Source organism: Kitasatospora sp. SC0581, from assembly GCF_048159585.1.
Classification (GTDB): Bacteria; Actinomycetota; Actinomycetes; order Streptomycetales; family Streptomycetaceae; genus Kitasatospora.
On the sequence record NZ_JBLRWA010000010.1, the window covers coordinates 221274 to 233287 of the forward strand.

General features: G+C 67.5%; 7 protein-coding genes and 1 pseudogene. 5 read left to right on the top strand and 3 right to left on the bottom strand.

All coding sequences use genetic code 11. From position 1 onward, the window contains the following. The first annotated feature begins 136 nt into the window (after positions 1 to 136). The 3 genes and pseudogenes from ACLWS4_RS18835 to ACLWS4_RS18845 all read left to right on the top strand — a co-directional run. A complete protein-coding gene (locus ACLWS4_RS18835; RefSeq protein WP_416874682.1) occupies positions 137 to 7444 on the top strand; it encodes an RHS repeat domain-containing protein in 7308 nt (2435 codons plus the stop codon). Positions 7445 to 7479: 35 nt separating this feature from the next. After that, complete coding sequence (locus ACLWS4_RS18840) at positions 7480 to 8178, top strand: hypothetical protein (protein ID WP_416874683.1); 699 nt, start codon at positions 7480 to 7482, stop codon at positions 8176 to 8178. A 263-nt stretch (positions 8179 to 8441) separates the two neighbouring features. Further along, positions 8442 to 8504, top strand: a pseudogene (locus tag ACLWS4_RS18845) (RNA-binding protein); the annotation flags it as partial. A gap of 5 nt (positions 8505 to 8509) precedes the next feature. Here the strand turns inward: ACLWS4_RS18845 and ACLWS4_RS18850 are convergent. Beyond that, a complete protein-coding gene (locus ACLWS4_RS18850; protein ID WP_416874693.1) occupies positions 8510 to 8755 on the bottom strand; it encodes a hypothetical protein in 246 nt (81 codons plus the stop codon). Between the two features lie 389 nt (positions 8756 to 9144). On the opposite strand from ACLWS4_RS18850, the gene ACLWS4_RS18855 reads away from it, so the two are divergent. After that, a complete protein-coding gene (locus ACLWS4_RS18855) occupies positions 9145 to 9486 on the top strand; it encodes a hypothetical protein (protein ID WP_416874684.1) in 342 nt (113 codons plus the stop codon). A gap of 204 nt (positions 9487 to 9690) precedes the next feature. Continuing rightward, positions 9691 to 10524, top strand: a complete 834-nt coding sequence (locus ACLWS4_RS18860) for a hypothetical protein (RefSeq protein WP_416874685.1) — start codon at positions 9691 to 9693, stop codon at positions 10522 to 10524. A 20-nt stretch (positions 10525 to 10544) separates the two neighbouring features. On the opposite strand, the gene ACLWS4_RS18865 is transcribed toward ACLWS4_RS18860, so the two are convergent. Then, a complete protein-coding gene (locus ACLWS4_RS18865; protein WP_117484976.1) occupies positions 10545 to 10973 on the bottom strand; it encodes a nuclear transport factor 2 family protein in 429 nt (142 codons plus the stop codon). A 99-nt stretch (positions 10974 to 11072) separates the two neighbouring features. After that, on the bottom strand, positions 11073 to 11702 hold the full coding sequence (locus tag ACLWS4_RS18870; protein WP_117484974.1) for an isochorismatase family protein: 630 nt from the start codon (positions 11700 to 11702) through the stop codon (positions 11073 to 11075). Between the last annotated feature and the right edge of the window lie 312 nt (positions 11703 to 12014).

Below are 12014 nucleotides of genomic sequence, written 5' to 3' on the forward strand. Positions count from 1 at the left end.
AAGAGGAAAGAAACGGATGCATCCATCCGAAGCGGGCGCATTGCCCGGACCGCGAAAGCGACGGTCCGAGGCAATAACACGCCCAGTACTCCGTAAAGTTGCGCCCATAGCCGTAACGGCTCTGATGGCCGCCGCCATGCAGATTCCGGCCATCGCGGTAGCGGCCGGCAACGAGTTCAAGCTGCCGCCCGTCCAGCACACCGAGTCTGTCCCGCTCTCCAAGGTCGAGGTGGAACGCCCCGACTCGAAGGCGGCCCAGCCTCCGACCGCGCCTCCGGCTGCGGCGTGGCCCAAGCCGGGGAAGGCCGAGGTCGACGTGCCGGCGGCCTCGGCGCCGAAGTTCTCACCCCAGGGGAAGGCGCCCGGCCTGCCGCTGATTGTTACCTCCGTTGGGTCGGACCCGGCGACGGGTGGGCAGTCCAAGGTCCGGGTTGGCCTGTCCGACCGGGCTGCGGCGGCCACTGTGGGTCTCGACGGTGTCCTGGTCGACCTGGAGCCGGTGGCGGGCAGTGCTACGCCGGACAAGGCCCGGGTCGAGTTGGACTACAAGGCCTTCCGGGAGTCGTTCGGGGCCGACTGGGGTTCGCGCCTGACTTTCGTTCAGCTGCCCGCGTGTGCGCTGACGACGCCGGACCAGCCGCAGTGCCGTACGGCCACGCCGCTGGCCGCGTCGAACGACGCCAAGGCCGGCACCCTGACGGCGGACGTCGCGGTGACCGCACCTGCTGGCCAGGTCTCCGGTGACGGCGCCGTCAAGGCATCGTTCGTCCAGACGGCCAGCGCGTCGGCTGGCGGAGGGACGGTTCTGGCCGCCACGGCCGGGGCATCGGGCCCGGAGGGCGACTACAAGGCGACCTCGCTGTCCCCGTCCAGCACCTGGTCGGTGACCGGCAACACCGGCTCCTTCGACTGGTCCTACCCCATTTCAGTGCCGCCGGTGCCCGGCGACCTGACCCCCAAGGTCGCTCTCGGCTACTCCTCTGGGGCCATCGACGGGCGTACCGCGTCCACCAACAACCAGTCCTCGTGGATCGGTGACGGCTGGGACTACAACCCCGGCTTCGTCGAGCGCAGCTACACCGCGTGCGCAGATGACAAGGGTTCGGGCAGCAACGCTCCCGACAAGGGTGGTGACCTGTGCTGGAAGTCCGACAACGCCACCATCTCGCTCAACGGCAATGCCTCCGCGCTGGTGCGCGATGACGCGAGCGGTACGTGGAAGCTGTCGAACGACGACGGCTCGCGGGTGGAGAAGCTCAACGGCAACGCCACGGACACCGCCAACGGTGACACCGACAACGAGTACTGGAAGGTCACCACGACCGACGGCACCCAGTACTTCTTCGGCAAGAACCGCCTGCCCGGCTGGAGCGCCGGCAAGCCCGAGACCGGTGCGGCCCTGACCGTCCCCGTGTTCGGCAACCAGCCCGGCGAGCCCGGCTACGCCGCGGCGTTCAAGGACTCCTCGCGGGAGCGGGCCTGGCGCTGGCAGCTGGACTACGTCGTGGACCCGCACGGGAACGCGGTGGCGTACTTCTACGACCAGGAGAAGAACGCCTACGCCAAGAACAGTGGCGCCGCGACCAGCGTCCCCAAGGCCGATGCGGTCTACACTCGTGCCGCCACGTTGAACCGCATCGAGTACGGTCACCGGGCCGGGCAGGTCTACAGTGCCTCGCCGGCCGGCAGGGTCGCCTTCTCCACTGCCGACCGGTGCATGGAGGGTGACTGCTCCTTCACCAAGGCCAACGCCGCGAACTGGTACGACACTCCGGTCGACCAGTCCTGCGACAAGGATCAGGACTGCCGCAACGGCGCCCCGACCTTCTGGTCGAAGAAGCGACTGACGGGCATCAGTACGCAGGCTCTGCAGGGTGACGGCGGCTACAAGGACATCGACGCCTGGAGCCTGGACCAGGGCTTCCCGCCCACCGGTGACAGCGGCGGCCGGGCCCTGTGGCTGAAGTCCATCACCCGCACGGCCAAGGCCGGCGCCACCCAGCAGACGCTCCAGCCCGTCGTGTTCGGTCACGGGGACCCGCTTCCCAACCGGGTCGACTCCGCCGAGGGCCGTCCGCCGATGAACCGGTTCCGGATCAACCGGATCACCTCCGAGACCGGTTCCAACACCGACATCACGTACACCGCCATCGACTGCGTCGCCGGCTCCCTGCCCGCCCCGGACGGCAACACCAGGCGCTGCTACCCCTCCTGGTGGACCCCCGAAGGCGCGGTCGATCCGGTCCTGGACTGGTTCCACAAGTACCTCGTGGAGAAGGTCACCGAGCACGACCTGGTCGCCGGATCCGGATCCCCCGACAAGGTCACCGGCTACGAGTACCTCGACGGGGCCGCCTGGCGGCGCGACAACTCCGAGTTCACCCCCGACAAGCAGCGCACCTGGAACGACTTCCGCGGCTACCAGCGGGTCCGCACCCGCGTCGGCGACTCCGGCAAGAGCCTGACCGAGACCGTCTACTTCCGCGGCATGGACGGCGACACCCTCGCCAACGGCCAACCGAGGCCGGTCAGCCCCCTCCAGGGCGTCAAGGACAGCAACGAACTCGCCGGCTACGCCCGCGAGACCATCGGCTATGACAAGGACGACGGTGACGGTGGCAAGCCGATCACCAGCGTGGTGAACAACCCCTGGGTCCGCAGTACCGCGAGCCGGGCGGTGAAGGCCCTGCCCAGCAAGGACGGCAAGCCCACCGCGTCCCTGCCGCACGAGACCGGCCGGCCCGAGGCCACGGCCCTGCCCCCGGTGACCGCCGCGATGGTCCGCACCGAGAGCACCACCACCAAGGCACTCCAGCCGGACGGCAGCACCGCCCGTACCGTGAGGTCGAGCAGCACCTTCAACGACTACGGCCAGGTCACGACCGTCTCCGATGAGGGCGACACGAACGTCACCGGCGACGAGCAGTGCACCCGCACCGCCTACGTCACCCCGGACACCGCCAACTGGCTCATCTCCTACCCGCTGTCTGTCCAGACCACCAGCACGCTCTGCTCGGCGAATGCCACGCCAACGACCGTCACGAGCGAAGCCAGGACGGTCTACGATGGCAAGGCCTTCGGGTTGGCACCGGAGGCGGGTAAGGGCTACGCCACCACGACGGAAGCTCTGGACCGATACGACGGCGCCACCCCGCACTACGTGACGGTCAGTACCACCGCGTACGACCAGTACGGGCGAGCCATCTCCGTCAAGGACGTCAACAACGCGGAAACCACGACGTCCTACACCCCGGCGAGCGGCTCCCAGGCCACCGTCGTCCAGTCCACCAACCCCAAGAAGTTCACGACCACCACCACCTACGACGGCCTGCGCGCCCTGCCGGTGAAGGTCGTCGACGCCAACAACCGCACCACCCACGTCGACTACGACGCCATGGGCCGCACCACCGCCGTGTGGAACCCGGGTCGGGACAAGAGTGCGTCGGCCAACGCAACGTACACATACACGATCGAGCCGGGCAAGCAGCCCGCCCTCACGACCAAGACCCTGCTGGAGAACGGCGACTACCGCACCAGCATCTCCCTGTACGACGGTCTCCTGCGCCCGCGCCAGGTCCAGGAGCAGGCATACGACGTCGACGGCGGCCGCAACATCACCGACAGCTTCTACGACAGCCACGGCCGGGTCTACCGCGCCAACGCGGCGTACCACGCCGACGGGGCCCCGGCAGCGGCGCTGTGGATCGGTCTGGACAACAAGGTCCCGTCCCAGACGGAGACCGAGTTCGACGGCCTTGACCGGCCCACCGCCAGCATCTTCAAGTCCCTGAACATGGAGAAGTGGCGTACCACCACCCGCTACGGGGTGAACTGGGGCGCGACCACCCCGCCCGCCGGCGGAACACCCACGCTCACCATCACCGACGCCCACGGGCGTACCTCCGAGGTGCGGCAGTACAAGAGCGGGAGCCCGGACTTCGACGCCCCCGCGTCGGCCTACGAGACCCTGAGGTACTCCTACAACCCGGCCGGCAAGCTCACCCGGTTCACCGATGCCGCGGGCAACGCCTGGACCTGGGAGTACGACCTGCTCGGCCGCCAGACCAAGGCCGTCGACCCGGACAAGGGCACCACCACCAGCACCTACAACACCGACGGCACACTCGCCACTGTCACGGACGCCCGCGGCAAGACGCTCGCCTACGCCTACGACGTCCTTGGCCGCAAGACGGCGATGTTCGACGGCTCCACGAGCGGAACCAAGCTGGCCGAATGGGCCTTTGACACCCTGCCTGGCAGCAACGGTATGGCCACTGGCAGCACCCGCTGGGAGAACGGCAAGGCCTACACCACCGGCATCACCGGGTTCGACGGTGCGGCCCGGCCCACCGGAACCACCGTCACCGTCCCGGACAGCGAAGGACTCCTCGCCGGAACCTACAGCACCTCCCAGACCTACACGCCCAACACCGGCCTGGCCGACACCACGACCTACCCGGCCGGCGGCGGACTCCCGCAGGAGGGCATCCACCGCAACTACACCCTGCTGGGCCTGCCCACCACCGTCAGTGACGGCGGCAACCAGGTCTACTCCCAGGGCAACTCGTACAGCGCGTACGGTCAGCTCACGCAGAGCATCGTCGGCCGCTTCGGCTCCGGTGCCGTTCAGACTTACGTCTACGAGGACGCCACCCAGCGCCTAGCGCAGGCCCGGACCGATGGCTACTCCACACCGCAGGTCCTCAACAACAAGACCTACACCTACAACCCGGTCGGCAATATCACCCGGGTTCGCGACGACCGTGGCAACCCCGTTGTCACGGACACCCAGTGCTACACGTACGACTTCGCCCAGCGCCTGACCAACGCCTGGTCGGCGACCGACAGCTGTGTCGCGGAGCCGACCCCGACCAACGGCCCCCATGTCGGCGGAGTCGACCCGTACTGGAGCAGCTACACCTACGACGCAGCCGGCAACCGTACCCAAGCGACCAACCGCAGCTTCGGTGCCGCCCCCGGTCCGCTGATGGACACCGGCAAGGTGACCTCCGTCGCCATCGCCGGTGACGGGCAGACCGCCTCCGTCGCGATCGCCGACGGCCAGGTCTACCTCGCCCAGCAGCGCGCCGACGGCACGTGGGCCAACTTCGAGAACCTGCACAAGACCCAGGCCGGGCCTCTGCCCGCCGCCGTCGAGTACGTCGCGGCGGCCTGGGCCGACAACACCCTGCAGATCATGGCCGTCGCCGGCGGCAGGGTGTGGCACACCCTGCGCGACGCCAACGGCAAGTGGGGAGGGTGGGGTGACGTCACCAACGTGGTCGGGCCCATCGCCAACCCGAGCCAGCTCTCGCTGTCCGCCACCGCCTCCGGTCTGGAGGTCCTCGCCCTGTCCGACGGGACGCTCAAGCACACCCTGCGCAATTCCAAGGGCGAATGGGGGGGCTGGGGCAACGTCTACGGCGAGACCGGCAGCCTCACCAGTGCCACCCGCGTCACCAGCGCGGCCACCGGCTCCGGCCTTGAGGTCATCGTGATCGCGGGCGACAGGCTCTGGCACACCGTGCGCTTCGGCAACGGGATATGGCAGAAGTGGGGTGACGTCTACGGTGCTACTGGTGCGCTCACCTCGCCCGCCAATCTCACCGCCACCGCGACCGGCGCCGGCCTCGAAGTCGCCGTCATCGCGGGCGGAAACATCTGGCACACCATCCGCAAGCCCGACGCCACCTGGGCGGGCTGGGGCAACGTCAGCCAGGTCGTCGGCCAGCTCAACCAGCCCACGTCCGCGGCGGTCGTCAGCTCCGGCGGTGACCTGAAGCTCATCACGGTCGCCGGCGGGGCGATCAACTACAGCAAGCGGGCCTACGCCACCGGCAGCTGGCTGCCCTGGGCGCAGCTCACCCAGATCCCCGAGAACCCGCTGAGCGACCAGACCCAGCGCACCTCCACCTACCCCGCTGCGGGAGGCACTCGACCCCACGCCCTGTCCCGGGTCGACATCACCGGGACCGGTGCCCGGACCGACACCTTCACCTACGACGAGGCCGGCAACACCGTCCGCCGCGTCACCGCCGACGGCGACCAGACGCTGGACTGGGACACCGAGGGCCACCTCGCCAAGTCCACCACCGCGGGCAAGAGCACGACCTTCCTCTACGACGCCAACGGCAACCGCCTCCTGCGCCGTGAGCCCGACGCGGTGACCCTCTACCTGGACGGCCAGGAGCTCAAACTCGACAAGACCGCCAACAAGGTCACCGGCACCCGCTACATCGCTGTCGCCAACGCCACCGTTGTCAAGGCCTCCGACGGCAGTCTCAACTACCTCATCAACGACCAGCAGGGAACCGCCCAACTCACCATCAGCGCCGACAACCTCTACACCCGAGGCGACACCACGCCCTTCGGTACCCCCCGAGGCAAGAAGCCGGCCTCCTGGCCCACCGAACGCGGCTTCGTCGGCGGCACCAACGACTCCACCACCGGCCTCACCCACCTCGGTGCCCGTGAGTACGACGCGGTTAACGGACGCTTCATCTCCGTCGACCCCATCCTTGACCTCAGCGACCCGCAGCAGATCAACGGCTACGCCTACAGCAACAACAACCCCGTCAACCTCAGCGATCCCGACGGCCTTTGGAGTTGCGGTTGGTGCAAAACCGCGCTCAAGTCGGCCGAAAAGTGGGTCACGGGTGTGGTGGATGAGGGCATCGGATGGTTGACAGAGCACAGCCCGGGCCCGTACTCGGCGATGAACAACGCCATGTCGTCGGTCAACGGATCTATCAGTGCACAGACCGGCGTCGGCCCAGTATTCCCTGGAATCTCTCCGATGCAGCCGACCGATCACCCGATGGCGGAACTTTTTGGAGTTCCCACCAACGACAGATTCTATCAGGCCGGCAGATTCTCCGAATTTGCCGCGGAGACGGCCTTTGATGGCGTCGGGGTAGTAAAGGGCGGAATCAAGGCATTCAAGTTCGCCAGGGCGGCGATCAAAGAAGCTGGGGGGGTAAAAAAGGCACTGAAAGCGGCTTTCTCTAAAAGTAAGTCGCCGCGCAAAACTCTTTCGGATTCCGGAGGGCCAACGTCTGGTGGCGCACGCCGCATCTTTTCTCCTTTCCGAAATGATGGAGAGGTTGTCTATCATGGTCACGGGTCATGGCAGCCGGAGAATGGAACTGTAATTATTCCCGAAGGTACTTGGCTTTCATTCTATGGAGAACATGGTTTTACTATCGAGCAAGTGGAGGGGTTGACTATTTCTGGCCCCTGGGGGCCCAATAAGAAGCCATTGGAGGTTTTTGGGCCGGGCTCTGAGATTCCGAACTATACCCTGGCGCCGCTCGGGCCTGGCTTCCGCTTCCGAGATGGAACGGATGTCGTGGACGAGAGGAAGTTGCTGAGTGAACTGCTTGAGCCCAATAAGGGGAACTGCCACTGGGCAGCCTGTAGAGGGCCCAAGGATCCGCGGCGCTAGCTAGACTGCAGCTAGAAGCACTAGCAAATTGATCGTTGCGCAAGCTGGGGGGCGGCTATACTGCCCCCCAGCTTGCTGTATCTGGAGGAACTGTGGAATATCTCGATCTTTCGGTTTATGAATATACAAGATTTCCGATCCCGATGCGTTGTGTTGGATGGCTTGGTAGAGAGCGAGGAATGCAGTCCAATGGGGCTTCTCCTGTGGCAGCTGCGGATTTGGAGCTTGTTAGAAGTTCCTCGCGGCACCTGGGAAGGCTCATGCTGGGAACGCATGACTGTGAATTTTGCCCCGGAGGCTCAATATTTGAAGGGAATGGTGAATATCGATATTACCTTCAAGATGGCGAGGTGTACTCTGCTCCAATGATGATCATTCATTATATGGAGAGTCACGGATATAAGCCACCGAGGGTATTTTTGGAGCACCTGCGGAAATCGGGTCGTCTGAGTTGGGACTGGAGGGCGGCGCGCCTCTCTGAGGTGCTGCTGAATGAATCAGAGAGCGTGTCTATTCGCTGTGAAGCCGCGATCGACCTTGCAAGATGGCGAGACCATAGGGCGCTAGATGCATTGATTCATGTAGCCCTGGATGAGGAACTCGTCGATGCCGCAGGGGAGGAGATTGGCAAATCAATTGGGCTTCTGCTGTCCTCTGGCCTTGTGGGAGGAGTTTGTGTCGACGAGTTTCCTGATGAAGTTAGGTATGGAATTAGCCAATTTTATCGGGCATAGGCGCATAGCCGTCGCGCTTCTCTGGGTGGCCAAAATTTAAATGAGGTCACCGGCCCCGCCCGCATCCCGTGCGGGCCGGGCCGCACACGCCGTCGCGCGCACTCGCTCTTCACTCCAGAACGGCTAATGAGGAGCGAGGCGGCGAACTCGTACCGAGCGGTCCCAGGCACTTCTTCCATTCGTGCACCACGACCGCACGGAAGGCGCTGATGAGTAACCGCCGGCCCGCCACGTATGACTCCCAGACGGAGCGCCCCCGCGATATGCCGATCTACCGGCAGTACTTCGACCTGATCGCCTCCGGGGAGAAGACCGTCGAGGCCCGCGTCGCCTACGAGTCGATGAAGCGGATCAAGCCTGGAGACATGATCAACTTCACCTGCCGTGAGTCGAGTTCCCTGGCCCGGGTCACCCGGATCGGGACGTACGCACCTTCGAGGAGACGTTCGGCAGCGAGCGCGTGGCGGCCGTCAACCACCGTGCCGCCGAGGCCGAACAGTTCGAAGCGATCCGCGCCATCTTCCCGCCCCGTAACGAGGTGCTGGGCGTGTTCGCCTTCGAGGTCGAGCGGGTGCACCCGGGTGAGCCCGGTCCGCCGCGACGTCCTCGCCCTGCGGCTCCTGCGCTAGACGGCGGCCGGAGGGCGGCCCGAAGGCCACTTGACGATGTACGTACATCAACCTGTTTCCGGCGGCCGTGAATTCCCGGCATATCCGCAGGCAGAAGCGAATCGGACGATCGTCTTCGGGATTACTCCCCGCCATCCGCCAGGGCGCCTTTGTCCGCTTTATTCCGTCGGCCCTCGGCAAGGGCTGGTCGATCCCGGCGGCGAGTGACACTCTCTTCCGTTGTCGGCGATACGGGGCCGCGAGGGCCGTGGAAAACAGCCCGGCGCGGGCCGGTCATTTCGCATCGCCAGGTCGCAACGATCCGTCAGTCGAATGGGACAGGGAGAGCGGTACTTCCATGAATCTTCGTATCAGCAAGCGAATTGCCGCGGTGACACTCGCCGCCGCCACCGTGGTCGGCGGAGGCGTCGTCGCCGCCTCGCCCGCCAGCGCCATCGGTCCGGTGCAGTGCCCCGGCGGCGGGGCGAAGGCCTACGGCATCGAGCTGTGGATGTCGGGCTGGCAGCTCTGCTACGCGGGCAGCGTGGGGGCCATCTACCCCAACGTCGACGGCGTGAACCTGGTGACCTCGCAGTGGAACAACGGCATCATCACGGCGAACGGCTCGAACTACAGCCTCTACGCCGGCGGAAGCCTCAGCTTCACCAGCGCGCACGTTTCCGAAGTGCAGATCGTGTGATTCCGCCGGCGGCGGCGGGCGTCCTCCGGATGCCCGCCGCCCGCTTTTCTCCGTCTTTCTCCAGGGAGGAGAAGAATTCCGATGGCGATGCCACCGCGGGGACGCGCCCCGCTCGCGCTCACCGTTCTGGCCGTGGCCGTGAGTTCCCTTTCCGCCTGTTCCGGTGGAGGTCAGGCGAATTCCGGCCCGCCGCCGACAGGGCAGGTGCCGGTCATCGACCGGCCGGAGCAGATCACCCTGCCCCTCGACGGCTACAAGCCGACCGCCGAACAGGCGGTGACGATCAGTCGGGCCTCGCACCTCGTCGCGGCCCGCTGCATGAAGGACTTCGGCCTCCAGGCCCCGGAGGAGACCTACGACGCCTTCACCCAGGCGGCGACGGCGGCCAGGGAACGGACCCAGCTCTACGGGTACTTCGCCCCGGCGAAGGCGGCCGAGAAGGGGTACGACCGCAACCAGGTCATCCCCGATTCCACCCTCTCCCCGGACGTCACCTCGGTGCTCTACGGAGCGGACCCCTCGGGGAAGCCGGTCACGGGCTTCAACGGCAGGCCGGTGCCCAAGGGCGGCTGCTGGCAGGCCGGCGCGGACGCGCTCGGCGGGCCGCCGCCGGTGCCGGGCACCGCGCAGGGCCTGCCCGACAAGGGCCCCCGGATCCCCCTCACCGACCCGCGCCTGACCGCCGCGTACGCGCAGTGGAGCGCGTGCATGAAGGGGAAGGGCTACAGCTACGCCAACCCGGCGGACGCCTACAGCGACCGCAAGTGGGGCGCGGCGGGCACCACCCCCGCGGCGGGCACCACCCCCGCCGCCGGGACGCCGCCCCCGCGCAGCCCCGACGAGGTGCCGACGGCCGAGGCCGACATCGCCTGCAAGATCTCCCTGAACACGGTCGGCCGGCTCGTCGCGGTGGAGACCGCCTACGACAACCAGTACATCGCGAGGAACGCCGACTCCCTGCGGAGCTTCGCCCAGCAGCTGAGCGCGCGGACGCAGCGGGCCCGGGCCGTCATCGCGCAGGACGGCGCCACCGGGTAGGGGCCGCCGCCCGCGGTGGTTCAGCCCGGGTAGTCGATGGCGTTCAGGGCGAGGTCGTCCATCAGGCGCTCCCTGAAGAGCCACCCGCCGTCGACGCGGACCACCGTGTCGTTGAACCGGCCGTAGGCCGCGACGTGCGGCGTCTGGGTCCGCGGCTCGAAGGCGGCGATGACGACCATGTAGCTCCAGACCGTCGCGGTGTCCGCGTCGACCTCGGTGACGGTCGTGTTGGTGCTCATGTGCCGGTTGCCGGCGCGGCTCGGGCCGTAGTCGTCGAGCCACTGGGCGAGCGCCTCGCGGCCGGTCGTCGTCCCCGTGTAGTTGGTGAGGCTGCCGTCCTCGGTGAAGGTGTCGGCGAAGCCCTTGAGGTCACCCTCGTCGACGGTCTTCCAGTAGCGGGCCAGCAGTTCGTGGATCTCGAAGCGGTCGGCTGCGGTGATGCCGGACATGCGGGTGCTCCCTATCCGAGGTCTGTCCGAGGTCGGTTCGACGTTGGTGCGAGGTTGGTTCGAGGCCGGTGCGGGACCGGTTCGAGGCCGGTGCGGGGTCTACCTGAGGTTTCCGCGGGCGAAGGCGGCGAAGACGCCCTCGCCGCCCATGGCGTCGAAGAACGCGGCGGCGTGCTCGCTCTGCCAGCTGCCGAGCAGCCGCGTCAGCGCCGGGACGACGGTGAGCAGCTCCGCCCCGGCGGCCCGCAGGGTGTCGCGGCTGTTGGCGGCGGAGGTGCGCGTGCCGGCCGCCGACACGTCGAGCAGGACGGCGACGCCGAAGCCGTCCTCGATCGCGGACAGGACCGGCGGCACCAGGCACACCTCGGTGGTCAGGCCGCCGACGAGGAGGTTCTCCCGACCGGTCGCACGGACGGCCTCGACGAACGCCGGGTCGTCCCACGCGTTGATGACGCCCGCGCGCCGCACCCGGGCGGCGTACGCGGCGGGCACGAGGGTCTCGAGGTCGGGCAGCAGCGGGCCCTGCTGGCGGTCCTCGAGGCTGCTGGTCAGGACGACGGGGACGCCGACCGCCGCCGCGAAGCGCACGATCGTGCGCACCCACATCGTCAGCTGGTCGCGTTCGTCCTCGCCGGCCAGCTCGCCGGCCCACCCGATCGTGCCGACCTGGTGGTCGATCAGGACCAGCGCGGTGTTGTCGATGGTGAGGGGGATCCGGGGTGCGGTCATGACGCCCTCACCCGCCGGGGCGATCCGTGTCGAACCGGGTCATATCCGCCCGGACACGCCTATCTGCACTCATGTGCCTACAGTAAGTGACGCCTCGGCGTCTGCGGCCCGATCCACGAGCGGGGCGGGGGTGTCGCCGCCGGGACGGTGGCGGACCCGGCAGTGGACGAGGCGTTCGGGGCGTTCGGGGCGTTCGAGGCGGCGCTGACCGTGCCGGGCCGTGGGGGGGGGGGGGCGGCGGGGGGCCCAGCACCCCCCCCCCCCCCCCCCGGGGGGGGGCCCCCGCCCCCCCCGAAGCCCCCCCCCCCCCCC

Bases quoted from the DNA above. Each gene is read 5' to 3' on its own strand.
- ACLWS4_RS18835 (WP_416874682.1), top strand. From the start codon at position 137: ATGCAGATTCCGGCCATCGCGGTAGCGGCCGGCAACGAGTTCAAGCTG.
- ACLWS4_RS18855 (WP_416874684.1), top strand. From the start codon at position 9,145: ATGAATCTTCGTATCAGCAAGCGAATTGCCGCGGTGACACTCGCCGCC.
- ACLWS4_RS18865 (WP_117484976.1), bottom strand. From the start codon at position 10,973: ATGTCCGGCATCACCGCAGCCGACCGCTTCGAGATCCACGAACTGCTG.
- ACLWS4_RS18870 (WP_117484974.1), bottom strand. From the start codon at position 11,702: ATGACCGCACCCCGGATCCCCCTCACCATCGACAACACCGCGCTGGTC.